Source organism: Mesorhizobium sp. P2_A12 (assembly GCF_056405075.1).
On the sequence record NZ_JBFUCU010000008.1, the window covers coordinates 138,166 to 163,369 of the forward strand.

At 62.8% G+C, this 25,204-nt stretch carries 28 protein-coding genes; 9 read left to right on the forward strand and 19 right to left on the reverse strand.

Annotation, left to right across the window (positions count from 1 at the left end; all coding sequences use genetic code 11):
* Nucleotides 1-4: 4 nt before the first annotated feature.
* The 8 genes from AC1DZU_RS19230 to AC1DZU_RS19265 all read right to left on the reverse strand — a co-directional run bounded on the left by AC1DZU_RS19230 (nt 5) and on the right by AC1DZU_RS19265 (nt 7,963).
* Entirely contained in the window at nt 5-352 is a 348-nt protein-coding gene (locus AC1DZU_RS19230; RefSeq protein ID WP_477287310.1) for an antibiotic biosynthesis monooxygenase family protein, read from the reverse strand.
* 130 nt (nt 353-482) lie between these two features.
* The gene (locus AC1DZU_RS19235; RefSeq protein WP_477287312.1) at nt 483-2,363 is read right to left on the reverse strand and encodes an ABCB family ABC transporter ATP-binding protein/permease; all 1,881 of its coding nucleotides are present in this window, start codon (nt 2,361-2,363) and stop codon (nt 483-485) included.
* Nucleotides 2,364-2,385: 22 nt separating this feature from the next.
* Nucleotides 2,386-2,733, reverse strand: coding sequence for an ArsR/SmtB family transcription factor (locus AC1DZU_RS19240; protein ID WP_477287314.1), 348 nt, complete (start codon nt 2,731-2,733; stop codon nt 2,386-2,388).
* A 64-nt stretch (nt 2,734-2,797) separates the two neighbouring features.
* Nucleotides 2,798-3,868 carry an alpha/beta hydrolase family protein gene (locus AC1DZU_RS19245; RefSeq protein WP_477287316.1) on the reverse strand — a complete coding sequence of 357 codons (1,071 nt, stop codon included), beginning with the start codon at nt 3,866-3,868 and terminating at the stop codon, nt 2,798-2,800.
* 88 nt (nt 3,869-3,956) lie between these two features.
* Complete coding sequence (locus AC1DZU_RS19250) at nt 3,957-4,340, reverse strand: DUF1330 domain-containing protein (protein WP_477287318.1); 384 nt, start codon at nt 4,338-4,340, stop codon at nt 3,957-3,959.
* Nucleotides 4,341-4,364: 24 nt separating this feature from the next.
* The gene (locus AC1DZU_RS19255; protein WP_477287320.1) at nt 4,365-5,201 is read right to left on the reverse strand and encodes an SDR family oxidoreductase; all 837 of its coding nucleotides are present in this window, start codon (nt 5,199-5,201) and stop codon (nt 4,365-4,367) included.
* Between the two features lie 129 nt (nt 5,202-5,330).
* Nucleotides 5,331-6,224 (reverse strand): LysR family transcriptional regulator, encoded by an 894-nt coding sequence (locus AC1DZU_RS19260; protein ID WP_477287322.1) that lies wholly within the window; start codon nt 6,222-6,224, stop codon nt 5,331-5,333.
* A 251-nt stretch (nt 6,225-6,475) separates the two neighbouring features.
* Nucleotides 6,476-7,963: a LysM peptidoglycan-binding domain-containing protein gene (locus AC1DZU_RS19265; protein ID WP_477287324.1), complete on the reverse strand. Its 1,488-nt coding sequence runs from the start codon at nt 7,961-7,963 to the stop codon at nt 6,476-6,478.
* Between the two features lie 114 nt (nt 7,964-8,077).
* Between AC1DZU_RS19265 and AC1DZU_RS19270 the strand changes: the two genes are divergently transcribed.
* The gene (locus AC1DZU_RS19270; protein ID WP_477287326.1) at nt 8,078-8,689 is read left to right on the forward strand and encodes an LOG family protein; all 612 of its coding nucleotides are present in this window, start codon (nt 8,078-8,080) and stop codon (nt 8,687-8,689) included.
* Between the two features lie 53 nt (nt 8,690-8,742).
* Here AC1DZU_RS19270 and AC1DZU_RS19275 read toward each other — a convergent pair whose 3' ends face one another.
* Nucleotides 8,743-9,648 carry a LysR substrate-binding domain-containing protein gene (locus AC1DZU_RS19275; protein WP_477287328.1) on the reverse strand — a complete coding sequence of 302 codons (906 nt, stop codon included), beginning with the start codon at nt 9,646-9,648 and terminating at the stop codon, nt 8,743-8,745.
* 110 nt (nt 9,649-9,758) lie between these two features.
* On the opposite strand from AC1DZU_RS19275, the gene AC1DZU_RS19280 reads away from it, so the two are divergent.
* From AC1DZU_RS19280 to AC1DZU_RS19290, 3 genes are all read left to right on the forward strand, one after another.
* Entirely contained in the window at nt 9,759-10,049 is a 291-nt protein-coding gene (locus AC1DZU_RS19280; RefSeq protein WP_477287330.1) for a muconolactone Delta-isomerase family protein, read from the forward strand.
* A gap of 154 nt (nt 10,050-10,203) precedes the next feature.
* Nucleotides 10,204-12,513, forward strand: a complete 2,310-nt coding sequence (locus tag AC1DZU_RS19285; protein ID WP_477287332.1) for a glycosyltransferase family 2 protein — start codon at nt 10,204-10,206, stop codon at nt 12,511-12,513.
* 150 nt (nt 12,514-12,663) lie between these two features.
* Nucleotides 12,664-13,662: a transporter gene (locus AC1DZU_RS19290; RefSeq protein ID WP_477287334.1), complete on the forward strand. Its 999-nt coding sequence runs from the start codon at nt 12,664-12,666 to the stop codon at nt 13,660-13,662.
* Between the two features lie 18 nt (nt 13,663-13,680).
* Here AC1DZU_RS19290 and AC1DZU_RS19295 read toward each other — a convergent pair whose 3' ends face one another.
* The 9 genes from AC1DZU_RS19295 to cysS all read right to left on the reverse strand — a co-directional run bounded on the left by AC1DZU_RS19295 (nt 13,681) and on the right by cysS (nt 21,338).
* Nucleotides 13,681-14,382 carry a glutathione S-transferase family protein gene (locus AC1DZU_RS19295; RefSeq protein WP_477287336.1) on the reverse strand — a complete coding sequence of 234 codons (702 nt, stop codon included), beginning with the start codon at nt 14,380-14,382 and terminating at the stop codon, nt 13,681-13,683.
* A gap of 9 nt (nt 14,383-14,391) precedes the next feature.
* On the reverse strand, nt 14,392-15,309 hold the full coding sequence (gene rarD / locus AC1DZU_RS19300; RefSeq protein WP_477287338.1) for an EamA family transporter RarD: 918 nt from the start codon (nt 15,307-15,309) through the stop codon (nt 14,392-14,394).
* Between the two features lie 83 nt (nt 15,310-15,392).
* Complete coding sequence (gene cimA, locus AC1DZU_RS19305; RefSeq protein WP_477287340.1) at nt 15,393-17,015, reverse strand: citramalate synthase; 1,623 nt, start codon at nt 17,013-17,015, stop codon at nt 15,393-15,395.
* Nucleotides 17,012-17,968 carry a prolyl aminopeptidase gene (pip, locus tag AC1DZU_RS19310; RefSeq protein WP_477287342.1) on the reverse strand — a complete coding sequence of 319 codons (957 nt, stop codon included), beginning with the start codon at nt 17,966-17,968 and terminating at the stop codon, nt 17,012-17,014. Before pip ends, cimA begins: the two co-directional genes overlap by 4 nt.
* Nucleotides 17,965-18,441 (reverse strand): GFA family protein, encoded by a 477-nt coding sequence (locus AC1DZU_RS19315; protein ID WP_477287344.1) that lies wholly within the window; start codon nt 18,439-18,441, stop codon nt 17,965-17,967. The genes pip and AC1DZU_RS19315 overlap by 4 nt, the downstream gene beginning before the upstream one ends.
* Entirely contained in the window at nt 18,438-18,929 is a 492-nt protein-coding gene (locus AC1DZU_RS19320) for a GFA family protein (RefSeq protein WP_477287346.1), read from the reverse strand. Before AC1DZU_RS19320 ends, AC1DZU_RS19315 begins: the two co-directional genes overlap by 4 nt.
* 6 nt (nt 18,930-18,935) lie before the next feature.
* On the reverse strand, nt 18,936-19,322 hold the full coding sequence (locus AC1DZU_RS19325) for a VOC family protein (RefSeq protein ID WP_477287348.1): 387 nt from the start codon (nt 19,320-19,322) through the stop codon (nt 18,936-18,938).
* Nucleotides 19,319-19,726: an endonuclease domain-containing protein gene (locus AC1DZU_RS19330; protein ID WP_477287421.1), complete on the reverse strand. Its 408-nt coding sequence runs from the start codon at nt 19,724-19,726 to the stop codon at nt 19,319-19,321. Before AC1DZU_RS19330 ends, AC1DZU_RS19325 begins: the two co-directional genes overlap by 4 nt.
* Before the next feature lie 178 nt (nt 19,727-19,904).
* Complete coding sequence (gene cysS / locus AC1DZU_RS19335; protein WP_477287350.1) at nt 19,905-21,338, reverse strand: cysteine--tRNA ligase; 1,434 nt, start codon at nt 21,336-21,338, stop codon at nt 19,905-19,907.
* A gap of 392 nt (nt 21,339-21,730) precedes the next feature.
* On the opposite strand from cysS, the gene AC1DZU_RS19340 reads away from it, so the two are divergent.
* Nucleotides 21,731-21,886, forward strand: coding sequence for a hypothetical protein (locus AC1DZU_RS19340; protein WP_184871193.1), 156 nt, complete (start codon nt 21,731-21,733; stop codon nt 21,884-21,886).
* Nucleotides 21,887-21,959: 73 nt separating this feature from the next.
* Here AC1DZU_RS19340 and AC1DZU_RS19345 read toward each other — a convergent pair whose 3' ends face one another.
* Nucleotides 21,960-22,721, reverse strand: a complete 762-nt coding sequence (locus AC1DZU_RS19345) for an SOS response-associated peptidase (protein WP_477287352.1) — start codon at nt 22,719-22,721, stop codon at nt 21,960-21,962.
* 131 nt (nt 22,722-22,852) lie between these two features.
* Between AC1DZU_RS19345 and AC1DZU_RS19350 the strand changes: the two genes are divergently transcribed.
* From AC1DZU_RS19350 to AC1DZU_RS19365, 4 genes are all read left to right on the forward strand, one after another.
* A complete protein-coding gene (locus AC1DZU_RS19350) occupies nt 22,853-23,284 on the forward strand; it encodes an NUDIX hydrolase (RefSeq protein WP_477287354.1) in 432 nt (143 codons plus the stop codon).
* Nucleotides 23,285-23,349: 65 nt separating this feature from the next.
* On the forward strand, nt 23,350-23,727 hold the full coding sequence (locus AC1DZU_RS19355) for a TIGR02301 family protein (RefSeq protein WP_477287356.1): 378 nt from the start codon (nt 23,350-23,352) through the stop codon (nt 23,725-23,727).
* Nucleotides 23,728-24,088: 361 nt separating this feature from the next.
* Complete coding sequence (locus AC1DZU_RS19360) at nt 24,089-24,346, forward strand: hypothetical protein (protein WP_008874920.1); 258 nt, start codon at nt 24,089-24,091, stop codon at nt 24,344-24,346.
* A gap of 70 nt (nt 24,347-24,416) precedes the next feature.
* Nucleotides 24,417-25,202, forward strand: coding sequence for a hypothetical protein (locus tag AC1DZU_RS19365; protein ID WP_477287358.1), 786 nt, complete (start codon nt 24,417-24,419; stop codon nt 25,200-25,202).
* The last annotated feature ends 2 nt before the right edge of the window (nt 25,203-25,204 follow it).

The window sequence follows — 25,204 nt, forward strand, 5'->3', positions numbered from 1 at the left end:
GGCCTTACAACCCGGGGATCCGCTGATAGTTGGCGATGTCGGCTCGCACGCCGAGCCGGGCGATCGTCTCCTGCGGATTGAAACCGGCACGCGCATGCTCGGCCGTGACGATCGGCACGACGCGGTCGACGACCGACTGGCTCTCCCATTCGACGATCGTGACAAGGTTGAATTCGCCCGGGCCAGAGAATTGCTCGAGCAGGAAATCCTGCACGAAGCCATCCTGCCGGCGCAGCACCTCATGCGTTGCCTTGACCTTGGCGAGTATCTCTTCGCGGGCGGCGGCCGGGACGACGAACTTGTCCACCCTGAACACGCTGCCGCCATCAGCACTCTGATTTATCTTGCTCATTTTCGATTATTCCGTTCTTGGATGTTGGTGTTTGCGGGCTCCAAGAACGGCCTACAATCTCAACCAAAGTTGAGGTCAAGCGGATTTTTTCGACACGTTTTCCTTCTCCCCTGGGGGAGAAGGAAAAACGCTATGACACCTCCGACGTGCGGCGGCGGACGATAACGCCAAGCTCGTCGCCCTCGCGGGCGATGCGCAGCCGCTCCTCGGCTTCGGTCGCTTCGCGCTGGCGGTCCCACATCGAGGCGTAGAGGCCGTGCTTGCGCATCAGCTCGGCATGGGTGCCGCGCTCGGCGATCTGGCCATCCTGCAGCACGATGATTTCGTCGGCGGAAATCACCGTCGACAGCCGGTGGGCGATGACGATGGTGGTGCGGCCACGACTGACCAGATCGAGCGCGGCCTGGATCTCCTGCTCGGTGTGGCTGTCGAGCGCCGATGTCGCTTCATCCAGCATCAGGATCGGCGGCGCTTTCAAAATGGTGCGGGCGATCGCCACGCGCTGCTTCTCGCCGCCGGAGAGTTTCAGCCCGCGCTCGCCAACCATCGACTTGTAGCCATCGGGCAGCCGCTCGATGAACGGGCCGATCTGGGCGAGTTCGGCCGCCTTGCGCATGTCCTCCTCGCTGGCGCCGATGCGGCCATAGCGGATGTTGTAGGCGATGGTGTCGTTGAACAGCACCGTGTCCTGCGGCACCATGCCGATCGCCCCGCGCAGGCTCTCCTGCGTCACGTCCCTGATATCCTGACCATCGATCAGCACCTGGCCGCCCTGGACGTCGTAGAAGCGGAACAGCAGCCTGGAGATGGTCGACTTGCCGGCGCCCGATGGCCCGACGATGGCGACCGTCTTACCGGCCGGCACCGCGAAGCTGATGCCCTTCAGGATCTTGCGGTTCGGATCATAGGAGAAATGCACGTCACGGAACTCGACCTTCCCCGCGCTGACGGCGAGTGGCCTGGCATCCGGCTTGTCGACGATCTCCTGCGGAACATCCAGAAGGTCGAACATCTGCTCGATATCGGTCAGCCCCTGGCGGATTTCGCGATAGATGAAGCCGATGAAATTGAGCGGCACCGACAGCTGCATCAGCATCGCGTTGATGAAGACGAAGTCGCCGACCGTCTGCGTGCCCGCCTGCACTTCGAGCGCCGACATGCACATGACGATGACGGTACCGAGACCGAAGATGATGCCCTGGCCGAAGTTCAGCCAGCCGAGTGAAGTCCAGATACGCGTCGCGGCGATCTCGTAGCGCGCCATCGAGCGGTCAAAGCGCTCCGCCTCCATGCCTTCATTGTTGAAATATTTGACCGTCTCGTAGTTGAGCAGCGAGTCGATCGCCTTGGTGTTGGCGTCGGTGTCGCTGTCGTTCATGTCGCGGCGGATGCCGATGCGCCAGTCGCTCGCCCGCACCGTGAACCAGACATAGACCCAGACAGTGACCGCGACGACGACGACGTATTTCCAGCCATAGGTGTAGGCGAAGATGCCGGTGGTCAGCGCGAATTCGAGGATGGTCGGCGCCGTGTTGAGCATGATGAAACGGACGATCGTCTCGATGCCTTTGGTGCCGCGCTCGATGATGCGCGACAGGCCGCCGGTGCGCCGCTCCAAGTGAAAGCGCAGCGACAGTTCATGCATATGGACGAAGGTGCGGAAGGCGAGCTGGCGCACCGCGTACTGGCCGACGCGGGCAAACAGTGCGTCGCGCAGCTGGTTGAAACCAAGCTGCACCAGTCGCACGACGTTGTAGGCGACGACCAGCATGACGGGCGCCAGCAGAAAAGTCGGCAGCGGCGGCACGGACTTGGCGTCGCCGGCCAGCGCGTCGGTCGCCCATTTGAAGAAATAGGGACCGGCGACCAGCGTCAGCTTGGCGACAACCAAGAGAAGCGTTGCCCAGGTGACCCGTGCCCGGAGATCGGCGCGATCCGCCGGCCACATGTAAGGCCACAGATTGAGCAGCGTCTTGAAGGTCGAGGAGTCGGAGACGGTTTTTTCGGCCATTTCTGGTGCCTTCTTCTTATTTTCAGCGGCCGGAGCAGCAGGAATTGACGAGCGCGGCGACCGACGCGGAAACATCGGCAAGCGCGGCGTGGTCGACCGCATAGCGCGAGCGCTGGCGATCGGGCTCGAAGCGGACCAGCCCGGCCTCGACCAGTATCTTCAGGTGTTGTGACACGGTGGACTGCGCCAGATCGAAACGATCGACGACTTCACGGCAGCAACAGGAGTTGCTGGCTGACAGGTGCTTTATGATTTCGATGCGTGCCGGGTGGGATAACGCGGCAAGCCGCGCGGCAACGGCGCGGCTGTCCGGGGCGCAGTTGGCCGGCGCGGGGCGGCATCCGTCTGTTTCGAAGGGGGATTCGGTCATCGTCCATCGGCGATAAACGATGACCGGTTCTACGGCAAGCTGCCCTTTTGGGCAGATTTGGCTGCTAGGTCGTTGGAATGTGAGAGCTGAACCAATCCAGCACCAGCTGGGGGTTTTTTCCGAAGTGGTTATATCCTTCGAAACGCTGGTCTGTCCCTTCGATCCAGAAGAGTTTCTTGTCCTCGGAGGAGATGGTGTCGTAAATTTCCTGCACATTGGAGGGCTTGGTCAGGAAATCATTGCGGACCTGCGCGACGAGTGTCGGAACAGTCACTGCCCTGGCATAGTCCATCGGCCAGACGTCAGCGAGATGGAAGCCGGTCCGCTTGTGAAACGCCACGTCGAACAGATCAAGGCCGTTGGCGATTTTCTGGTTCTCGACAGCAGTTTCGACGAATACCGCAGGCGTGACAGGCTGCAGGGCGATCATTGCCTTGATGTGGGCGAATTCCTCCGGGTGCTTCTTCATGCCCACGATGGTGGCATTGGCTCCAAGGCAACGGCTGTAAAGGGCCGTCTTCATGTCCTTGGTATCGGGCCGGGATTTCGCGTAACGCAGCGATCCGATGACGTCGCGATACTCCAGCACGCCGTGGCCATTGATGCCGCCGCTGCCCATTCCGCTGCGGCCGTGGTTGCGCATGTCGTAGGTGATGATGTTGTAGCCAGCATCATGCAGGAGCTTGTATTCCGGCAGGAAATTCACTTCGAAGCCGCCGAAATTTTTCCACGGCTCCAGATGCCCCGGATAGCCGTAGCGATTGCAGGGCATGGGGTGATTGAAGATGAGCAACCTGTCCGATTGGGCAGGGATGAACCAACCCTCGATCGTCACGCCATCCATCGCCGGAAAGAAGATCTCCTCGTATTCCATGCCGTATTCATTCGGCCACCTCAGGATCGGCGTGCGGGTTGAGTGTGCCATCAAATCGGCAAGGCCATTGATGAACTCTTTGGATTTGGCATCGGTCATGGTTGCACCCGTTTGCGTTTGATTGTTCGCAGCCGTCGCAACTGCGGACGAGGCGGCGATGACAGGGAGAGCGGCAAGCGCCACCCCGGCTTTCAGAAGCTGTCGGCGGTCGTTCGAGAGAGCGCCTTCCTGGTGAACAGAATTGTCGCGCTGGTTGCCCATGTGGGCCTCCTTGATGGTTGTTGAGAGGTCGATGTCCGCTGGGATTTGAGGCGAGGACATACTCGGTATTGCCCGCCCTATTCGCTCGTTATGGCTGCGGAGGGACAAACCCTTCCGTCATGACAACCGTGCCTTCGGTCGCCGCGACGCGGTACTTCCTCGCGGCCGTATATTCGGGAGAATTGTAGAAGCGCTGGGCGTCCGCCAGGCTTGGAAACTCGGCTATGGCCATGACCTTTTTCGGCTGGCCTTCCACAGCGGTCGCGTTGAGGTTGAAGACGATGATCTTGCCGCCGTATTTCGGAGCAAGCGGGCCCGCCTCTTCCATATATTTCCGGTAGCCCGCCTGATCCTTGACCGTGTAGTTGGCGATCATGTAGCCGGGCGCCTGCGTGTTCTGCGCGTAGCCTGTTGCCGCGAGAGCGATGGTGACGGCCGTGGCCGCAGCCGCGCCGATGGCGAGTTTCTTCATTGTATGATTCCTTGGCTTTGGGGGCTAGAATGAGCCGTCTGTCGACCTGGACAGACCCTCGTAAGCACTCAGTTCCTCAAGACGTCCTTCGAGGACCGGCTTGAATGCTGCAATGGCGTCACTGCCAGCCACGAACTGCCTCGGCGGATTCTCCATCCCGGCAAGTTTGACGAAGACAGCGCCGAGCTTGGCGGGATCACCTTGCTGTTTGCCGTCATAGCCCGACCACATGTCTTGGGCGGTGCCTTCAGCGGCGTAGTCCTCGATCGTGCTGGCGCTGTATTTGGCGTTCTGCACATCGAGGAGGTCCGTGCGGAAGAAGCCCGGCGCGACCACCACGATCTTGATGCCGAACTGTTCGACCTCCTGCGCCACCGAGAGGGAAAGGCCTTCGACCGCGAATTTGGCAGCGCTGTAGGCGCCGCAATGCTTGAAGCCCATTATGCCGGCAAGCGAACTGATGTTGATGATCCGGCCAGAGCGTTGTTTGCGCATGACCGGAAGGACCGCACGCATGACGTGGATGACGCCGTACAGATTGGTCGAGATCAGTCCCTCGATCTGGGCGGTGCTCAACTCCTCGAAATTGCCAAGCAGGCTGTAGCCGGCATTGTTGACCAGAACGTCGATCCGTCCAAAGGTCTTCATCGCCTCGTCAACCGCAGCCTTCGCCTGTGCTTCGCTGGCGACGTCCAACTGGAGATACACGAGCCTGTCGCCTGCGACATCGCTCAGCGCATTGCGGACCTTGTCGAGATTGCGGGCAGTCGCGATCACCCGATCGCCTGCCTTCAGTGCCGCCCTGGCGGTGGCGGCGCCAATACCGCTGCCGGCACCCGTGATGAACCAGACCTTGCTCATATCCAACTCCTTGTCTTTGATAGACAGGAGATAGACCGCGCAGCTTATCCTGATTAGACGCTATTATCTGCATGAACTTAGAAATGGGATTGATAAATGCGTCATCGCGATGACGCTAGTCGAAAACCACTACCCTTTGTAGCGGAGCGCTTCGACCAGGACGGCGAAGGCCGGGGTTTGTTGTCGTCTGCTTGGATAATAAAGGTGATAGCCGGAGAATGGCGGGCACCAATCCTCCAGGACACGGACCAGGCGTCCATCGGCAACATGCCGGGCGATTTGCGTTTCGAAGGTATAGACCAGCCCCAGTCCGCCGAGGGCTGCGTTTACCAGCATCTCGTTGTCGTTGATCACGAGCGACCCGCTGACCCGAACCTCAAGCTCGACGCCGTCGCGCTCGAACTCCCAGGCATAGAGCCCACCACCTGCGCCCTGCCGGTAGCTGACGCAATTGTGGTTGCTCAAATCACGCGGTGTTTGTGGAACCTCGCGAGTGGCAAAATAAGTTGGGGAGCCGACCACCGCCATGCGGATGTCGGCGCTCACCCGGACCGCAACCATATCCTTCTCGACCTGCTCGCCGACGCGGATGCCCGCGTCAAACCGACCGGCGACGATGTCGGTCAGCCCTTCATCGACATTGATCTCGACAGCGATGTCCGGATACTCCGGCAGGAGCTTCAGCAGGACGGGCCATAGCACCGTTCTTGCCGCATGGCGGAAGGTCGTGATGCGGATCGTGCCCGCAGGCTTGTCACGAAGGGCGGTGAGCTGAGCGATTTCATTGTCGATATGGTCGAATGCCGGACGCAGGCTGTGAAGCAGCCTTTCTCCTGCGTCGGTCAACGACAAGCTGCGTGTCGTTCGCGAGATCAATCTGACTTTGAGCCGCTCCTCGAGCATGCGGACGGCATAGCTGAGTGCCGACTGGGACAGGCCAAGCTTCGCGGCGGCACGTGTAAAGCTTCCCTCTTCGGCGACCGTGATAAACATGGCCAACTCGCTGAAGTCGCCTTTTCTCATTTATAAGTCCTGTTTCTGACTGCGCGCCGTTTATAGCGCCCAATCGGCATGTTCGTCCTCGGATATATTTGTTGGACGCCAAACCGATCGCGGCCGAAGCGCCCGGGATTGATGACGAAACAGGATTGGGTCGCCAGCCCGCGCGACACCGCCGGCGGTTCAACACCGAACCAGAAGTCCTTTCTTGTGCAGGGACTCAGTCGAAGGCGTCTCGCCTCGCGGTGGAGATCACGCGTTCAGCCGCTGGCTGACTACTTGGTCTTGGGCGGAGCCGTCGTCGCCTGCTCGCCCATCGCCTTGAGGTCGGCGGCTTCGCCTTCCTTCGACTTTTCGGGGACCTTGAACACCTGCCCCGGCCAGATGCGGTCAGGATCGCTGATCTGATCCTGGTTGGCGAGGTAGATGGTCGAGTAGCGAACGCCATGGCCGTAGACGCGCCGCGAAATCCGCCAAAGCGTATCGTTGCGGCGGATGATGACGGCACTGCTGGCATGCTCGAGCTTGGGCGCCACCGTCTCGGGCACATCGCCTGGCGGCGTTGCCGCAGCCACAACTCCCGCAGCGTCGGTGGCGGGAGCGGGCGTCCCGGCCGGAGCCCCGGTGGCCGGTGCAGCAGGAGCCGATGCGGATTCCGCCGGAGCGGCGCCTGCGACGGCAGGCGCGGCCGGCTTTGCTTCGGCGGGCGCCACGGCGGCGACAGAATCACCCGGCTCGCGCTCGAACGGTACGGCGGCGCGGGCCACAACTGTCACCCCGTCGGCATCGAGACCGTCGACATGGATGGTGTAGCTGCCGACCGGAATGTCGCGCGTCGCCTCGACCAGGAAATGACCGTCCCGCGACGTCTGCGCGTCACCGAGCAGGATGTCATTGGCATAGGCGCGCACCTTGCGGCCGGCATCGGCGAGACCGGCGACAAAGATCTTTTTGCCGTCGATCTCGACCGCTTCGACGACGATCTTGGGTTCGGCCACTGATCCGGCGGGCGGCGTAGCTGGTGCAGCCGGAGCGGGTGCTGCCGCAACCACGGCTGGCGCAGGAGCCGCCGGTGCGGCGGCCTGGTCGCCGGCGGCCGGTGCGGCCGGCTTTGTCTCGGGCGCCGGAACGGTCAGCAGTTCGGCCGGCTTGCCGGGCTCTTCGACCATGGCCAGCACCTGGCCCGCCGCATCCTTGGGAACCGAGACGACGGCGGTTTGCGCCGAGGCGGTCACGACATCGCCGGTGGTGGCGCGCAATGCAATTGTGTAGTCGCCGGGTTTCAGCGGATCGTCGAGCACGATGACAAAGGCGCCATCGGGGCCAGCGACCGTCGAGCCGAGCACGGTGGTGCCGTTGAGGATCTCAACCTTGGAATTGGGCGCCGCATTGCCGGCAATGACGATCGAGCCATTGCTCTCGACGCGCACCACATCGAAGGACGGCACGATCGGACCGGCCGCAGCGGGCGCCACCGCATCCGTTGAGGGCGCGGCTGGAGCCGCCGCATCCGTTGCCGGTGCGGCCGGGGCCGTTGCCTGAGGCGCCGCGCCGGGAACGGCCGGCACCGCCGCTGGCGGCAGCCGCGATTCCGTGCCGGGATCGGCTGGTTTCGGCGCCGCGGGCGGGGTCAGTGCTGCCACTTCCGCCGGCGGCGTGCGATTGAGATATGGGTCGAGTGCGCCCGATACATAGGCGGTTCCTGCGGCCGCAACGGTCCCACCCGCTGCGAACAAGAACGCCTTCAGTGGATTAATTGCCATATTTCCCTACCCCTTAGCCACCTAATGCCGGTCTAGCCTGTTTTGCCAAAGCCGACAAGAAAAAGCCCGCCCCGGGCTTGACCCCGCTTTCAGACCCAATCACCAATCATCAGTATGAACACGATTCGATCCGTCTGCGTCTATTGCGGCTCGTCTCCGGGCCGCGATGAAACCTATGCCAAGGCCGGTCACCTGCTTGGGCGCTCGATTGCGCGCTCCGGCCTCAGGCTGATTTACGGCGGCGGCACCAAAGGCATCATGGGCGCCGTCGCCGAGGGCGCCTTGCGTGCCGGCGGCAAGGTGACGGGCATCATTCCGCGCTTCCTGATCAACAAGGAGGCGACCGAAACCGCGCTTGACCGGCTCGACGAGCTGGTGATCACCGATAATATGCACGAACGCAAACATAAGATGTTCGAAAAATCCGACGCCTTTGTGGCGCTGCCGGGCGGCATCGGCACGGTCGAGGAGATCGTCGAGGTCATGACCTGGGGGCAGCTCGGCCATCACCGCAAGCCGATCGTGTTCGCCAATATCGGCGGATTCTGGGATCCGATGCTGGCGCTGCTCGACCACATGGCCGCTGAGGGCTTCATCCACACCGCGCAACGGGTCAAGCCGCTGGTGGTCAACGACCCCGAGGCAATCGTCGCCGCCATCATGGTGGCAGGCTCCTCCGTCGACGCCCCGACCGAGGGCATGCAGTCGGTGATCGACAAAATGTAGGGGAATAACGGAGTAGGGCAGTAAGGCGGTAGTGAATTGTCTGGAGTGATCCCCTACTGCCCTACTGCCCTACCCTCTTCCCCGGCTGCCTCCCGCAAGCCGGCTATCACCGCGCGGCGGTCGTGACGCCGCCAGGCAAGATGGATAGAAACCGTTCGCTCGAACCATGGCAGGTCGCGAAACACGATCCGCGATGGTGCGGCGGCACGCAGGCTGGCCTGCACCGTGGCCAGGCCAAGACCGGCGCTGACCAGGCCGAGCGAGGTCAACGGATCTGCCGTCTCATAAGCGATGTCGGGCAGAAAGCCGGCCTTGGCGCAAGCAGCCAGGAACTGGCCACGGTTGGTGTCGTCAGGTTGGCGCACGACGGTGATCCAGGTGCGGCCGTCGAGGTGGTGCGGCCTGATGTCCGACAACCCCACAAGCGGATCATCTTCGGGAATCGCCAGCACCAGCGGTTCATGGCGCAGCGCGATGGCGGCGATGTCCGGGTCATTGTCAGCCGGTGGCGAATAGACGAAACCAAGGTCGAGCGAGCGCTGCCTAAGCCCCTCCAGTTGCGCCGCCGACCGCAGGCTTCGTAGCTGAAGGTGAAAATCCGGCCGTTCGCGGCGGAACTGACGCAGCATCCCGGCGACAAGCCCGGCATGCACGGCGCCTTCGACATAGCCGATGGCGAGACGGCCGACGGCGCCGCTGGCCAGGTTGCGGCCAAACTCCTCCAATCGTCGCGCGTTGGACAGCAGCGAGCGCGCCTCGGTGAGGAAGGCGCGGCCCTCGGCGTTGAGATGGACCCGTTGCCTGGCTCTTTCAAACAGGGGAACGCCAAGCTGCTCCTCGAGCTGTATGATCTGCCGGCTGAGCGGCGATTGCGAAATATGCAGCATCTCGGCGGCGCGGCCGACATTGCCGGTTTCAGCGACGGTGACGAAATAGCGGAGCTGGCGCAGGTCGAACATTTTCTCCGAGGCCGTAAGTCCTTCAAGGTCTCAACTTTATCATATTCAGTCTTGGACAGTCTGGCTAGCCGCGGTGATAGTTGGGTCGTTCCCAACCAAAGGAGACCGCCATGCAGTTCTTTGCCCTTCTCACCCGCAACACCGAAAAGTTCAGCGATGCCGATTTCGCGCCGCTGCTGCCCGGCGAGGCCGAGCAGCGGCGCACGCTCTATGCAGAAGGCGCGGTGCGACAGGTGTGGAACCGCGGCGACATCCCGGGCAGCGGCATGATGTTCGAGGCCGGCAGCGACGCAGATGTGCGCCACCACCTCGCCACCTTGCCGCTGGTCAAGGCCGGCATGATGGACATTGCCGCCATCGTCCCGCTCAACCCTTATCCAGGCTTCGGCCCTAAGCGCTGACGGACGCAGGAGCCACGGCGGTCGGCCAAGCTTGCCGCCCGCTCTCCTTCCAAGACGTTCGCCGGATCCGGTGAGCAAGCTCGGCCTGTAGCGATTTCCGTTTGCGGCTCGCGGGCGAGTTGGCTATCGGGGACTATCGGCAGGGGGACAAACTTTGGAGAACAGATCCGAGACGCGAACAGATCTCGCTCCACGCGCCTCCGTCGTCATGACCGTCTACACCGACCAGCGTTTCCTCGACGCGGCGGTCGACAGTATCCTAGCCCAGGAGTTCCGCGATCTTGAGCTTGTGATCGTCGACGACGCGACGGGCGACGACGCGGTCTTCGAGGCACTGGCACGCCGTGATCCGCGCATACGGATCGTGACCAATCCCACCAATCTTGGCCCGGCCGCCGCCGCCAACCGCGGCATCGAGGCGGCCCGCGGCGACATTATCCTGCGTCTGGATTGCGATGACATTGCCGAGCCGACGCATGTCGGGCGGCTGGTGGCCGCGCTGGACGAGGACTCCGAGCTTGGCCTCGTCGGAAACGCCGTAACGCTGATCGACGAAGCCGACCGCGTCGTCAGCGGGCAGCTGATGCCCGAAACGGATCTTGCGATCCGGTGGACCATCCTGTTCCACAATCCATTCTATCATTCGTCCATGGCCTATCGCCGTAGCAGCTTCGAGGCCGTCGGGGGTTACAGGGCCGATCAGTGGATATCGCATGATCACTATCTGTGTTTTGCCCTGCTGCCTCTGTGCCGGGCGCGAAACCTTGCCGAGCCGCTGACGCGCTACCGGCTGAACACGCAAGGGTTGAGCACGAAGCACTCGAAGAACGCGCGCAACCGGACGCATCCGATCCGCGAGGCGCTTTGGGCCAAGCTCGGCCTGACCTACGATCTTTATGACGACGCCTTCGCGCGCGATATGACCGAATTCATCCGTGGGCATGAGATCGCCGTCGAGCGGCGCGCCGCCGCCTACTGCAAGCTGCTTGCCGTGCTTCGCGTCTTCCTCGCCGCCGCCCGGCCGTTCGAGCGGGCTGAGGATGCGGATGCCGCCAGGCAGCTGGCGCATGACCTCGTTGCCCGCATGCTGGCCAGTCCGCCGTTGCGGATACACGAGATGCTGAGGGTCTGTTCCCTGTGTCGGCCGCTCGACCGGCGTGCCGCGACCAGAGCGGCAATGAAGCGGCTGGCGGCTGGCCTGAAGGCCCGGTTGCGCGCGACCGGGAAATGGCTCGGCGAAGCCGCGAAAATAGAGTCTTCACCGGCGCCCTCGCCGGGTGTGCCGGCCCTGCCGCGGGAGACTGGCCAGGCGCGCGACATCGCCGAAAAGAGTGTCGAATTTGTCCTGATTGCCGAGGCGGGCATTCTCGAAGCGCAAGCCCTGTTGCTGTGCGAGAGCATACGATGTTTCGCCGGTGCCTATTCGCGGTGCCCGATAACGGTCGTGTCGCCAAGGAGCAGCCGTCGCCCATCCGTGTCGACGCTGCGCAAACTCGAGCAGATGGATGTCGAATATCTGCCGATCGAGATCGAGAGTTACTACCCGCAATATGGCACGTCGTATCGCATTCACGCGCTTGCTCACGTCGAACGTCGGCCGGGGCCGCCAATCATTGTGCAGCTCGACAGCGATACGATATTTGTCGCCGAGCCCGATTTTTCATTGGGCGCAAGTTCGGCCGCCGCGCGCCCTGTAGACGTCAAGGGAATGTGCACGACGGGTCCTGGCGACCCCTTCGACAGCTACTGGAGAAAGTTGTGCGCCCTTGTAGGCGTCGACTATGAACATCTGCCCATCGTGCACACAACGGTCGGTGGCCAGGCGGTGCGGGCGAGCTACAATGGCGGGCTTTTTGTAGCAAAAAGGGCGTGCGGGCTTTTCCAGCGCACCGAAGACATTTTCAGACAATTGGTGGCCGCGGATATGAAGTCGTGGGCTGACGGGCCAACCTACAACACCGGGACCGGGGTTCTGCACGGAGAGGCCACCGCCTATTGGGGTACAAGCCAGGCCGCCTTCTCGCTGGCGGCCGTCGCGGGAAATCACTCCGTGCGAATCTTGCCGGATACGCACAATTTTCCCCTCAACAACCTTGCAGGGCTGCCGGCACCCGACGCGGCGCGATTGGTCCACATCCACTATCATCACCTGTTCAGCGCCGGATCGGCAGAGGCAAATCCGATATTGGAGGGAACGCTGACCCTTCCGGCAGCAATTTCCGAATGGCTCCTGGCCCGGCTGCCGCTCCAGGAACACCCGCAGCCGACGGTCACGACACGTGACCTCACACTCGACCATGACGCACTTGTTCGCACCAACCACGACCTCAGCCTCCAACGCGACATGCTCGTCCGCGATCGAGACGCTCTCCGCGCAGAACGCGACGCGATCCTTGCGTCACGCAGTTGGCGGCTGACCGCACCGTTGCGTTGGGTGCGAGGCCCGTTCGTGCGCCGAAGATGACGGGCAAGATCGAAAGCGACGCCGGTGATCGGCAGACTGTGATCGACCGTCAAGAAACAGTCACACGCAAGCGGACGCGTCCGTGCTAGAAATCGCGGTGAGGCTGCCGCCGCGCGGCGCCATGTCCGAAAACTGCATCTGGTACTGCCCATGGATGTCGCTCTTGCCCCGGAAGGCACCGACCTGTCGCCTTACCTGCCCGACGAGCACGGGCTGTTCTTCATCTATCATTTCACCGCCGATGGCCTGCGCACCAAGGACCCGGCACAGGCGTGCTGGACCTGGCGCAGCTATCAGATCACCGACCTGCATGCACGCCAGGAGATCGGCGCTGAAAAAGCGTTGCCGGGGCCGGTGCGCGACGCCTTCCTTGCCCCCAGCCATGGCTGTCACATCGACTTCGAGGATGGTTGGCTCTATGGCGATCTGCCGGATCTCAAACACGACTTTTCGGAAGCGCGCGGGCTTGTCCATTTCCGCTTTGCCTTCAACGAGACGATGCTGGTTGGCGCTCGCAAGCAGCCGCTGGAATCGGTCGATGCCGTCCGCAAGGCGGTTGAGAATGGATCGCGGAAATTCCGCTCGCCGGCGGAGCTGATCGAGGCGGTCACGGGCCAGTCGCTCGACGGCATGTCGGTCGAGCTCGGCAAGCTGGGCGACACGCTCGACGGCATCGAGGACCGCGTCGTGCGCGATGCATGGCACAATGAGCGACAGGCGCTGGTCGAGGCGCGCCGGCAGCTGGTGGTGATCCATCGGCAGATGGCGACGATCACCAATCTGTTCCGGCATCTCGACCATTCGCATCGCAACGAGCTGCCTGACCCGATCAACGACATGGCGGCCAGGCTCTCGCAACGGGCGCATACGCTCTATCATGACGGCGAGCAGCTGCAGGCGCGCACAAGGCTGTTGCAGGACGAGCTGATGGCCAAGCTGACCATGCAGTCGAACCAGCTGCTCTATGTACTCTCTGTCATGACGGCGGTGCTGCTGCCGATGACCATCATCTCGGGCCTGTTCGGCATGAATGTCGGCGGGCTGCCTTTGGTCGACACGCCCATGGGTTTCTGGGTGGTGACCGCGGTGTCGGTGTTTATCGCGGCAGCCACCTATCTGTTCGTCAGGCGGCTTGGGCGGGGGTTGTAACAGCAGCCGGGTGACTGTTTATGCCGAAGCGCGAAGATCCTCGACAATCGTGCCGGCGGCACGGATTTCCGCCTCGTGGTCCGGGTCGCGCCAGGTCTCGGCAAGGCCGGCCGCATACCATTCCCGCATCGCCGGCAGATCGAGCAGTTGTGCCGGATAGGCCGCAGCCGCCCCCTCGAAGGTGAGCCCAAAGGACTGCGCCCGGAACGCCACCGGGGCAAAGAAGGCATCGACGGCGGTAAAATGCGCGCCGGCGAGAAACGGCCCGCCAAAACGGGCAAGGCCATCGTTCCATAGGTCGCCGAGGCGAAACAGATCCTGCTTCAGCGCATCGGACATCGGGAAAGGTTTGACGCGCACGCCGCAACTCATCGGGCACGCGCCGCGCAGTGCGGTGAAACTCGAATGCATTTCGGCGGCGGCCGAGCGCGCCCAGGCGCGCGCCTTGGCCTCGACGGGCCAGACGCCATGGTGACGCTCGGCCAGATACTCGACGATGGCAAGCGAATCCCAGACCGCCCAGCCATCGTCGACCAGGCTGTTGTCTATCAAGCAGGGCACCCGGCCGCTGGGTGAGAACGGCCGGTAGAGATCCCAGCTCGATCCGGTGGGAAATGGCGTCAGCCGCTCCTCGAACGGAATATCCAGCTCGCGCATGAGCACCCATGGCCGCAGCGACCATGAGGAATAGTTCTTGTTGGCGATGTGCAGCAGGTACATCGAAACTCCTTACCGGATAGAAGCCTTGCGCGCGTTCGTCAGCATCGACCAGGAATAGATCGCCAATGCCGCCCAGATGAGAGCAAAGGCGACGGCCTGGGTGGTGCCGAAAGGCTCGTTGAAGATCAGGACCGCGATCAGGAACACCATGGTCGGCGCGATGTATTGCATGATGCCGATGGTCGAGAGGCGCAGCAGCTTGGCACCGAAGGCGAACAGCAGCAGCGGCACCGATGTGACCGGACCGCAGCCGATCAGCAATGCCGTATCAGCACCGCTGCCGGACACGATGTGGTCCTGCCCGGTCGCGATCAGGTAGGCGATGTAACCGAGGGCCGGCACCGACAGCAAGAGCACTTCGAGCAGGAAACCCTGGCTCGGGCCGATCGGCAGCGTCTTGCGGAAGAAGCCGTAGGCGGCGAAGGAAAACGCCAGCGCCAGCGACACCCAGGGCAGCTTGCCGCCCTCGATGGTCAGCACCGTGACGGCGACTGCCGCCAGCACCACCGCCGCGATCTGCAACCGGTCGAGACGCTCGCCCAGCAGCAGCGCACCGACGACGACGTTGACCAGCGGGTTGATGTAATAGCCGAGCGCGGTCTCGACGGTGCGGTCGACGGCGATCGCCCAGACATAGATGCCCCAGTTGACCGAAATCAATGCCGCCGTCAGCGCGGCCATGGCGATGGTGCGGGGTGAGCGAAGCGCTGCCTTGAAATCCGCCGTACGGCCGGCCCAGACCAGTACGGCAGCGGCGATCGGCACAGACCAGACGATACGGTGGGCGATGACTTCGGCGAGCGGCAGGTGGGCGACCGCCTTCATATAGAAGGGCAGCAATCCCCACAGCAGATAGGCGCCCAGCGCCAAAAGAAAGCCGCGGCGGGCCTTTGAATCGGTGTCCAGGGCAGTTGCTTCAGTGGCCATGGGCCAACGCTATGGCCCAGCCACCTTGCCAAGACCATCACAAAGTTCTGATGGATCAACGGACTTTCGCTGATGGTTCAACCCTACTCCGCCGCCACCAGCCCGGCCATCTCGCGGTTCTTCATCAGCTTGTAGACGATGGAATCCATCAGCGCCTGGAACGAGGCGTCGATGATGTTTTCGGAAACGCCGACCGTCCACCAGCGCGCGCCGGTGCCGTCATGCGATTCGATCAGCACGCGGGTGATCGCCTCCGTGCCGCCATTGAGGATACGCACCTTGAAGTCGGCAAGCTCCATGTCGGCGATCTCGTTCTGGAATTTGCCGAGATCCTTGCGCAGGGCAATGTCGAGCGCGTTGACCGGGCCATGCCCCTCGGCCACCGACATCTTCTCCTCGCCGTCGACCAGCACTTTGACGATCGCTTCGGACACCGTCTTCAACTGGCCGTTGGCGTCGAAGCGGCGCTCGACCATGCAGCGGAACGAGGTGACGTTGAAGAACTCCGGCAGGCCGTGCAGCATCTTGCGCGCCAGAAGTTCGAAGCTGGCGTCAGCCCCTTCATAGGCATAGCCTTCGGCCTCGCGTTCCTTGACCACCGCAATCAGCGCATCGAGCCGGTGGTCGTCCTTCGGCACATCGATGCCGCGCCGCTTCAGTTCGGCGAGAAAATTGGCCTTGCCGCCCTGGTCCGAGACCATGACGCGGCGGCGGTTGCCGACCGCCTCCGGCGGCACGTGCTCATAGGTCGCGGGCTCCTTGGCCAGTGCGGAAGCATGGATGCCGGCCTTGGTGGCGAAGGCCGAGGCGCCGACATAGGGCGCCTGCGCTTCCGGTGCACGGTTCAAGAGCTCGTCGAAAGCGCGTGACAGCCTGGAGACGCCGGCGAGCGCTTCCGCCGAAATACCCGTCTCGAAGCGGGTGGAGAAGGCCGGCTTCAGCGCCAAGGTCGGCACGATCGAGATCAGGTTGGCGTTGCCGCAGCGCTCGCCGATGCCGTTGAGCGTTCCCTGGATCTGGCGCACGCCGGCCTCAACCGCGGCCAGCGAATTAGCGACCGCCTGGCCGGTGTCGTCATGGGCATGGATGCCGAGATTGCCGCCGGGGATGCCTGAGCCGATGACCTGCTCGACAATGGCGCGGACTTCCGACGGCTGCGTACCGCCATTGGTGTCGCACAGCACCACCCAGCGCGCGCCGGCATCAAAGGCCGTCCTGGCACAAGCCAGGGCGTAGTCGGGATTGGCCTTGAAGCCATCGAAGAAATGCTCGCAATCGACCATCGCCTCCTTGCCGGCGGCGATCGCCGCCTCGACGGATGCCTTGATGGCGTCGAGGTTCTCCTCGTTGGTGCAGCCGAGCGCGACGCGGACGTGGTAGTCCCAGCTCTTGGCGACGAAGCAGATGGCGTCCGACTTCGATTGCACAAGGGCTGCGAGGCCGGGATCGTTGGACGCCGACACCCCTGCCCGCTTGGTCATGCCGAAGGCGACGAATTTGGCGCTCGCCGTACGCTTCTCCTGGAAGAAGGCGGTGTCGGTCGGGTTGGCGCCGGGATAGCCGCCCTCGACATAGTCGAGGCCGAAAGCGTCGAGCAATTTTGCGATGGCGATCTTGTCCTCGACGGAAAAGTCGATGCCCGGCGTCTGCTGGCCGTCGCGCAAGGTGGTGTCGAAGAGATAGAGGCGCTCGCGGGTCATAGTCATTTGCCCGCAAACCTGTCCGTCGCCCGGATCAGCTGACCCAGGATGCCCGGCTCCGAATAGGCATGACCGGCGCCCTCGATCAGGTGAAAATCCGCCTTCGGCCAGGCCTTGTGCAGCGCCCAGGCATAGCGCGCCGGGCACGGCATGTCGTAGCGGCCATGGACGATGGTGCCGGGAATATCCCTCAGTTTCCAGGCATCGCGCAGCAACTGCCCCTCTTCCAGCCAGCCGGCATGGACGAAATAGTGGTTTTCGATACGGGCAAAGGCGACGGCATAGTCGTCCTGTCCGAAAGGCCCGCTGGTTTCGGGGTCGGGTAAAAGCGTGATCGTCTCGCCTTCCCACAGGCTCCAGGCGCGGGCTGCCTCGATCTGCGCCTTGCGGTCGCTGCCCACCAGCCGCTTGCGGTAAGCCGCCATCATGTCGCCGCGCTCGGCCTCCGGGATCGGCGCCAGGAACCGCTCCCATTTGTCCGGGAACATTTCGGAGACGCCGAACTGGTAATACCATTCGAGCTCCGCACGCGTCAGCGTGTAGATGCCGCGCACCACCAGTTCGCTGACGCGATCAGGATGGGTCTCGGCATAGGCAAGCGCCAGGGTCGAGCCCCAGGAACCGCCGAACACCAGCCATTTGTCGAAGCCGGCCATCTCACGCAGGCGTTCGATATCGGCGACCAGATGCCAGGTCGTGTTGGCTTCCAGGGAGGCGTTGGGCGTCGATTTTCCACAGCCGCGCTGGTCGAACAGGATGACGTCGTAAAGTTTTGGGTCGAACAGCCGGCGGTGTCTTGGCGAGATGGTGCCGCCTGGCCCGCCATGCAGGAACACCGCCGGCTTGGCGCCCCTGGTGCCGGAGCGTTCCCAATAGACCTGATGGCCGTCGCCGACATCGAGCATGCCGGACTCGAACGCCTCGATCTCGGGATAAAGGGTGCGCAATCGACTGCTCATAGCTGCAAACCTTTGGTCGGCCAGTCCGCCGTTTCGTGGTCGGGATGCTGGAAGGAGATGATCTGCTCCTGCCGGGCGTAGAAATCGGGGTCCTGGTGGACGGGCTGGTCGAAGATCGTCTCCACCCAGGGCAGCCGCGCGGCGTAGTTGACCTGGATTTGCGGGGCGAGATCGGAGCGGTCGTCGAAGGCGCCGATGGCGATCTCCAGTCCACCGGGCTGCCGATAGGTCAGCGGCGTGCCGCAGCGGGCGCAGAAGCCACGATCGATGTAGACCGACGACTGGAAATAGCTTGGCTCCTCATGGGTCCATTCGACGCCATCCTTGGGCACCGTCACCAGCGCACCGAAGAACGAGCCGAACTGCTTCTGGCACATGCGGCAATGGCAAATCGACGGCCGGCCGAGCGCCCCCTTGATGCGGAAGCGCACCGCGCCGCACTGGCAGCCGCCGGTTCTTGATGTCTCGGTCATGATCTTTCCTTCGGCGGCCATTGTTCGGTGTCGTGGTCCGGGTGCTGATAGGAGACGAGGTCGGCCAGATAGGGGGCTGACGACATGTCCGCCATTGTCTCCTCGCCCGGCAATTGCGGGATCGTGTCGACATAGGGCAGCTTTGCCTCGGTGCCCCACTGGATCAGCGGCACGATCTCCGCCGGATTGTCGAACGCACCGATGGCGAGGCCAACGCCGTCCGGCGCGGTGAAGGTCAGCGGCGTGCCGCAATCGGCGCAAAAGCCACGATCGACATGGCTGGACGAGCGGAAATATTTGGGCTCACCGCGCGTCCAGTCGAGCGTTGCGCCGCGCACCGAAACCAGCGGCGCATAGAACGAGCCGAACGCCTTCTGGCACATGCGGCAATGGCAGATCGAAGCGTCGCCAAGCGCGCCCTCCACGCGAAAGCGCACCGCGCCGCACTGGCAGCCGCCGGTATAGATCGGCCGGTTGTCGAGGCTCATCGCGGTTCACTCCGGCACATGGCAGACGGCTTCGACATTGTTGCCGTCGGGATCGAAGACGAAGGCGCCATAGTAGTTCGGGTGATAGTGCGGGCGCAGGCCCGGCCCGCCATTGTCCTTGCCGCCGGCGGCAAGTGCCGCCGCATGGAAGGCATCGACCTCGGCGCGGCTGCGCGCGGTGAAGGCGACGTGCTGGTGGTCTTTCGGCTTGTCCTTGCCGGAACTCAGCCAGAACACCGGCCGGTCGCGGCCATAGCCGCCGACCTTGGCGCCGCCGGTGTATTCCAGCGGCACCATATACAGCAGCGAGGCACCCAGCGGCGCCATCGCCCTGTCGTAGAAAGCCTTCGAAGCATCGAAATCGGCAACGGTGATACCGAGATGGTCGATCATGGAACGGACTCCCTTGCTGGTTCGCTCGCCAGCATTTCAGCACCGGCAAGGCCGGCTTCGATCACGATGTGCTGGCAGACATTGTCGATATCGCGAATGACGTCGTCGTTCCAGAAGCGCAGGATGGTCCAGCCTAGGGCTTCGAGCTTGGCAGTTCTCATGGCGTCGGATGCCGAAGCTTCAGCCTGAGCATGCTGAGAACCATCCAACTCGACGATCAGCTTCTTGCTAGAGCAGGAAAAATCGACGATGTAGCCGGCGATCGGCATCTGGCGTCGAAACGCCAGCCCCATGAGCCGATGTGCGCGAATCTCATTCCAGAGTTTCAGCTCGGCATCGGTCATAGCCTTGCGCATCTTGCGCGCGTTGTTGCGGTTGCCGACGGGCACTCGATAATGCGTCATCGCGGTTCGCCCCCCTCTGCCCTGCCGGGCATCTCCCCCGCAAGGGGGGAGATCGGCAGCTTCGCCGGAAACGCCCAATGATCAACGGAGACGATTGGCGAAAGCCGATGTGACATCCAATCTCCCCCCTTGAGGGGGAGATGTCCGGCAGGACAGAGGGGGGTGTTTCGCGCCACCCTCACCGTTTCACCTCCCACGTTGTCACGCGCTCTCCGGTGACGGGGTCCTTGCCGTCCTTCAATTGTACGCCATGTGCCAGCAGTTCGTCGCGGATGCGGTCGGCCTCGGCCCAGTTCTTCGACGCGATGAGCGCGAGGCGATTGGCGATCGCCTTGGCAACACCACCTTCATCAATGTCGGCCGAGGCGACATCGAAGCCGAGGAACAGCAGCGACGCCTTCAGCGAAGCCGCCACTTCGTTGCCGTCCACGGCCTCGCCGGCCAACTGCGTCAAGACCTGGAAAGCGGCGTACGTGGCGAGATCGTCCGACAACGCATCGATGACCTCCATCGGCAACTGCCCCGCGGCCGGCGCAAGATCCGCCGCCCGCTTCCATTTGCGCAGCATGTTTTCGGCCTCCTCCAGCTTGCGCACGGAAAAGTCGATCGGTTCGCGATAATGCGTCATCAGCATTGCCAGCCGCAGCACCTCGCCCGGCCATTTGCGGCCGCCAAAGGTCTCTGTCTCCAGCAACTCGTTGATCGAATAGAAATTGCCGAGGCTCTTCGACATCTTCTGGCCCTCGACCTGCAGGAAGCCGTTGTGCATCCAGATGTTGGCCATGACGTCGGTGCCATGGGCGCAACGCGACTGGGCGATCTCGTTCTCATGGTGCGGGAAGATCAGGTCGAGGCCGCCGCCATGGATGTCGAAGACCTCGCCGAGATAGGCGGCCGACATCGCCGAGCACTCGATGTGCCAGCCCGGCCGGCCCCTGCCCCACGGGCTGTTCCAGCCCGGCTCCTCCGGTGACGACAGCTTCCACAGCACGAAATCTTGCGGGCTTTTCTTGTGCGCGTCGACGGCGACCCGAGCACCGGCCTGCTGCTCGTCGAGATTGCGCTTCGACAATTGTCCGTAGTCCGGCATCGACGCGGTGTCGAACAGTACTTCACCCGCCGCGACATAGGCATGGCCGCGTCCAATCAGGCTTTGAATCAAGGTGATCATGTCGGCCTTGCCGTCAGTGCGGGGCTCGACGAATTCGGTGGCGCGCGGCTCGACCGTCGGCTCCAGGCAGCCGAGAACGGCCACATCCTTGTGGAACTGGTCGGCGGTCTTTTCGGTGACGCGCCGGATCGCTTCGTTGAGCGAGAGCGTGCCTGAACCGATCTCGCCGCCGAAGTCCCGCAAGGCGCGCGCGTTGATCTTGTCGTCGACGTCGGTGATGTTGCGCACATAGGTGACGTGCGTCTCGCCATAAAGATGGCGCAGCATGCGGAACAGCACGTCGAAGACGATCACCGGCCTGGCATTGCCGATATGCGCAAAGTCGTACACCGTCGGACCGCAGACATACATGCGCACATTGAGCGGATCGATCGGGACGAAATCCTCTTTCGTCCGCGTCAGCGTGTTGTAGAGGCGCAGGCCATGCGATGCGTCAGACATTCGTGCCTTCCCGGTTCGTTATGTTTTGACCGGAGCCGGGCGCCCGTCGAGGGCGCAAAACAGACTCCAGCCTGCTGGCCGGGGCGTTTGTCCAATCTGGGGAAGATGAGGCGAAAACGTCCGGACCAGCGCGAGGCTAGCCAATAATGCAAATGCCACAAATGGCGAAAGACGTTTTCATGGGCGGCTTTATCGCCTTGGCAGGTGTTGCCGTCAAGTCGCTAGTTTCGGCAAAAACGTCGTTGGATCACAGGTAAAGGCGCGCCGAAACATTTTATTAAACATGTCGGCACAGTGATGAAACATTCGTCGACTAGTTCAGCAGGCGTCACGATTTGGTCAGAATCGGCCATCAAACGGCAGACACGAAAATGTTACCTGGGAAGAGAGACATGCCCCGAACCAAGCAGGAATCCAACCGCGCCAAGCAACCGGCGTTGGCCAACCACTACCGCGCCATCGGCCCGGCCGCGATCGTCGCCGCCCTTCTCCATACCGCGAAGAAGAAAAAGCCGACGCAGAAGATCGTATCGCCTCGCGCTGCTTGAACTGGTGCGCGACCGGCCCCGAAGGCGCCGGCAACATAGCGCTGACATGCGTCTCTAAAGCTGACATGCGCCTCTAAAACAGCGTCATCTGACTGTCGTCCGCACCAGGCTTCTGGCGCCTGACCTTCCCGGGCTCCGGCCCGATCTCGCCCCTCTCCTGAATCTCCGGTCCGGTGTTGACGACCTTGTTAACGAGGTCGGACACGGGAATTGCCTCGAAGAAATCAGTCTGCGCCGGCCGCAACAAGTCGGCGACATCGCGTGGCTCGAGCGTGCGGCAATCCAGCCAGCGGGCAAAGTCGCTCGGATCGATCACCACCGGCATGCGGTCATGGATATGGGCGATGTCGGCATTGGCATTGACGGTCAGGATGGCGCCGGTGTCCATTTCCGAACCGCCCGGCTCGGCATAGGTCTCGATCAGTCCGGCAAAGGCGACCACCCCGCCATGCCTGGGCCGTATCCAATAAGGTTGGCCCTTCTTGCACCCGGTTTGCCGCCACTCATAGAAGCCGGAAGCCGGCACCAACGCACGGCGATGGCGCATGGCGGCCTTGAACGAGGCCTTTTCGGCGGCCCCTTCCGAGCGTGCGTTGAACAGCAGCGGAAACTCCCTGGTGTCCTTCACCCAGGTCGGGATCAGCCCCCAGCGCACCAGCATCGACTGGCGGTCCGGCAGATTGGAGCCGGGCGCCCGCGGAGTACCGGCGATTGCCACCAGGATCGGCTGCGTCGGCGCGATGTTGTAGCGCGCCGGGAAATCCTCAAGCCCCGCCACGCCCAGAAAGGCGGCGGTCCGATCCGGTGTCGCGGTCAAGGCAAAACGTCCGCACATGGTCGACTGGTACCCTTCGGCTGGTTCAGCTTGAAAGTGGCGATGGAACCGGCGTTGCGCAATCGCCAAAGCTTCCCCATGCTGGGCGGTCCACAACAGACCTGCCTTCAGATGAGCCTGATCGGGAATCCATGAACGAAGCGCGCAAGACACTTCCGGCCGTCTCGGTGGCCGTCGTGCGCGGCGACACCGTGCTCCTGGTCAAGCGGGCGCGGCAGCCATCGCAAGGGCTCTATGCCTTTCCGGGCGGCAAGGTCGAGACGGGCGAGACGCTCGAGGCCGCGGCAAAGCGCGAATTGCTGGAAGAAACCGGCCTGCACGCCACCGACTACCGCCCGCTTCGGGAAATCCACATCAACGGCAGGGATGACGGCCACCCGGTCGATTACCTTCTGACAGTGTTCGGAGCCGCCTATGCCGGCGGCGAGGCGGTGGCCAGCGACGACGCCGAGACAGCTGCCTTTTACACGCTTAGCGAGATGGCGGTGCTGCCGCTCGCAGGATCGGTGTTCGCGGTCGCCGAAGACTTGCTGGGCCTTGGCGCAAACGCCGGGCTGCCCTGAAAATCGCCTTGCGGGCGACAAATTGTTTCGCCACAAAGGCTTATGCCGCTTGGCCAAGAGGGCCTATGAACCGTCCATCCCTGCTCCTCGTCGTATGCCTGGCCGTCAGCTCGGCCGTCTCGGCGCGGCCGGCGCTCGGTGCCGAATCGCCGTTCGAGCCCGGGCTGATGCGGCTGGCGGAGGTTCTGGGATCGCTGCATTTCCTGCGCAATTTGTGCGGTGAGAAAGGCGACCAGTGGCGTGTCGAGATGCAGAAGCTGCTCGATTCGGAAAATCCGGACGCCGAGCGGCGCGCCCGCTTCATCGCCAGCTTCAATCGCGGCTACCGCTCCTTCGGCGGCACCTACACGCAGTGCACCCCCTCAGCCACCGAAGCCATCAGCCGTTATATGAAGGAAGGCGAGACGCTGTCGCGCGACATCGCCTCGCGTTATGGCAACTAGGCATTCCGACCTGCCCATCCACAGATATCCGGACCATCACCGGTGACGGCCGAAATATCCGGCTTGTGCCAAGTGACATCTTGGTGCAATCCTCATGTGGCACTTCTGCAACAGTCTTAACGAAACCTTACTCCGCGAATGCGGAATTAACTCAAACTGAAGGTTTTCGCCCCGCAGGCCGCCCTAATCGGCTAAGTTTGTCCCGAGTTGAACGCAGCTTCGCGCAAGGCAATCGGGCTTTGTAAAAAACGATCAAAAAAATGTCGTATTTACAAATACTTAATTGACCCTGCGTGTGAAATGAACAGATCAAGCCTGATCCGCATCGACGGATCGCCGCTTGAAAGGGTGGACATCGCATATGGAACATGGTGTCAACGACATCGACGCGCTGGTCAGGGAAGAGAAGCGCCTGACCGCCGTGGAAAGCCACAGCGAAGCCTGGGCGGAAGGTCTCTCCGCCGGCATAGAGCCCGAGATCATTGCCGAGGCAGCGCTGGAGACGGCGTTCGGCGAGATGTTGCGTGCCAATGGCGAGACCTCGGCGCTTGCTCTGCTCGACCGTATGCGTGAAAAGGTGATTGCTGGCGCCTTCGAACCTGAACGGCTGCGGCACTGAACCGACATCCGGTTCTTTGACGGCAGATTGCCGCTCGGGCGTCATGCCCGGAAGCAGGGAGAAACGGGCAGTGAGTTTTTCGATGTCAGGCAAGCCGGTTGGCTTGGTCCTCTACATCTGCTTCGCCGCTGGCTGTGCCGCGATTCCCCTGGTTCTCGTCAGCAGCCCCGCTTATGCGCTGAGCGAGATCAAGCGCGAAGAGCTCCCCGCACCAGTCACGCCGCCTGCGGACGACGACATGTCGCCGCCGGGAAGCACCGTGCCAATGCCCGACCCAGTAGGAACGCCGCCTCCAACCAGCAAACCGGCTGGCCCTGACGAAGCCGAGCCGGACAGCCCGCCGAGCGGCGGCGGCGTGACCAGGCCGCGCGTCGATCCGGAAACGCCTGTGCCCGAGGTCGTCTACGATCTCGGCAGGCTGCCGGAACCGGTACGGCGGATGCACGACCTGATAGTCGAAGCCTGCAAAGGCGGCGACATCGAAAAGCTGCGGCCTTTGATCGGCACGGGCGACAGCACGACACAATTGTCGCTGACCGATATAGACGGCGACGCCATCGCCTTCCTCAAGGGTCTCTCAGGCGATCCGGACGGCCAGGAGATCCTGGCCATCCTGGAAGAGGTGCTCAATGCCGGCTACGTCCACCTCGATGCCGGCAAGCCCGAAGAACTCTATGTGTGGCCGTATTTCTTCGCGCTGCCACTGGACAAGCTCGACGCCAAGCAACGGGTCGAACTTTTCAAGATCGTCACCGCCGGCGATTTCGACGACATGAAGCAGTTCGGCGCCTACATCTTCTACCGCGTCGGCATCACGCCCACCGGGCAATGGACATTCTTCGTCGCCGGCGATTGAGC

What these genes read in the sequence shown, in the direction of transcription:
- AC1DZU_RS19235 (WP_477287312.1), bottom strand. Translation starts at nt 2,363, where the DNA reads ATGGCCGAAAAAACCGTCTCCGACTCCTCGACCTTCAAGACGCTGCTC.
- AC1DZU_RS19255 (WP_477287320.1), bottom strand. Translation starts at nt 5,201, where the DNA reads ATGAGCAAGGTCTGGTTCATCACGGGTGCCGGCAGCGGTATTGGCGCC.
- cysS (WP_477287350.1), bottom strand. Translation starts at nt 21,338, where the DNA reads ATGTCTGACGCATCGCATGGCCTGCGCCTCTACAACACGCTGACGCGG.
- AC1DZU_RS19350 (WP_477287354.1), top strand. Translation starts at nt 22,853, where the DNA reads ATGAACGAAGCGCGCAAGACACTTCCGGCCGTCTCGGTGGCCGTCGTG.
- AC1DZU_RS19320 (WP_477287346.1), bottom strand. Translation starts at nt 18,929, where the DNA reads ATGAGCCTCGACAACCGGCCGATCTATACCGGCGGCTGCCAGTGCGGC.
- AC1DZU_RS19355 (WP_477287356.1), top strand. Translation starts at nt 23,350, where the DNA reads ATGAACCGTCCATCCCTGCTCCTCGTCGTATGCCTGGCCGTCAGCTCG.
- AC1DZU_RS19290 (WP_477287334.1), top strand. Translation starts at nt 12,664, where the DNA reads ATGGATGTCGCTCTTGCCCCGGAAGGCACCGACCTGTCGCCTTACCTG.
- cimA (WP_477287340.1), bottom strand. Translation starts at nt 17,015, where the DNA reads ATGACTATGACCCGCGAGCGCCTCTATCTCTTCGACACCACCTTGCGC.
- AC1DZU_RS19240 (WP_477287314.1), bottom strand. Translation starts at nt 2,733, where the DNA reads ATGACCGAATCCCCCTTCGAAACAGACGGATGCCGCCCCGCGCCGGCC.
- AC1DZU_RS19270 (WP_477287326.1), top strand. Translation starts at nt 8,078, where the DNA reads ATGAACACGATTCGATCCGTCTGCGTCTATTGCGGCTCGTCTCCGGGC.
- AC1DZU_RS19330 (WP_477287421.1), bottom strand. Translation starts at nt 19,726, where the DNA reads ATGACGCATTATCGAGTGCCCGTCGGCAACCGCAACAACGCGCGCAAG.
- AC1DZU_RS19230 (WP_477287310.1), bottom strand. Translation starts at nt 352, where the DNA reads ATGAGCAAGATAAATCAGAGTGCTGATGGCGGCAGCGTGTTCAGGGTG.
- AC1DZU_RS19250 (WP_477287318.1), bottom strand. Translation starts at nt 4,340, where the DNA reads ATGAAGAAACTCGCCATCGGCGCGGCTGCGGCCACGGCCGTCACCATC.
- pip (WP_477287342.1), bottom strand. Translation starts at nt 17,968, where the DNA reads ATGAGCAGTCGATTGCGCACCCTTTATCCCGAGATCGAGGCGTTCGAG.
- rarD (WP_477287338.1), bottom strand. Translation starts at nt 15,309, where the DNA reads ATGGCCACTGAAGCAACTGCCCTGGACACCGATTCAAAGGCCCGCCGC.
- AC1DZU_RS19265 (WP_477287324.1), bottom strand. Translation starts at nt 7,963, where the DNA reads ATGGCAATTAATCCACTGAAGGCGTTCTTGTTCGCAGCGGGTGGGACC.
- AC1DZU_RS19260 (WP_477287322.1), bottom strand. Translation starts at nt 6,224, where the DNA reads ATGAGAAAAGGCGACTTCAGCGAGTTGGCCATGTTTATCACGGTCGCC.
- AC1DZU_RS19325 (WP_477287348.1), bottom strand. Translation starts at nt 19,322, where the DNA reads ATGATCGACCATCTCGGTATCACCGTTGCCGATTTCGATGCTTCGAAG.
- AC1DZU_RS19315 (WP_477287344.1), bottom strand. Translation starts at nt 18,441, where the DNA reads ATGACCGAGACATCAAGAACCGGCGGCTGCCAGTGCGGCGCGGTGCGC.
- AC1DZU_RS19295 (WP_477287336.1), bottom strand. Translation starts at nt 14,382, where the DNA reads ATGTACCTGCTGCACATCGCCAACAAGAACTATTCCTCATGGTCGCTG.
- AC1DZU_RS19345 (WP_477287352.1), bottom strand. Translation starts at nt 22,721, where the DNA reads ATGTGCGGACGTTTTGCCTTGACCGCGACACCGGATCGGACCGCCGCC.
- AC1DZU_RS19280 (WP_477287330.1), top strand. Translation starts at nt 9,759, where the DNA reads ATGCAGTTCTTTGCCCTTCTCACCCGCAACACCGAAAAGTTCAGCGAT.
- AC1DZU_RS19245 (WP_477287316.1), bottom strand. Translation starts at nt 3,868, where the DNA reads ATGGGCAACCAGCGCGACAATTCTGTTCACCAGGAAGGCGCTCTCTCG.
- AC1DZU_RS19275 (WP_477287328.1), bottom strand. Translation starts at nt 9,648, where the DNA reads ATGTTCGACCTGCGCCAGCTCCGCTATTTCGTCACCGTCGCTGAAACC.
- AC1DZU_RS19360 (WP_008874920.1), top strand. Translation starts at nt 24,089, where the DNA reads ATGGAACATGGTGTCAACGACATCGACGCGCTGGTCAGGGAAGAGAAG.
- AC1DZU_RS19340 (WP_184871193.1), top strand. Translation starts at nt 21,731, where the DNA reads ATGCCCCGAACCAAGCAGGAATCCAACCGCGCCAAGCAACCGGCGTTG.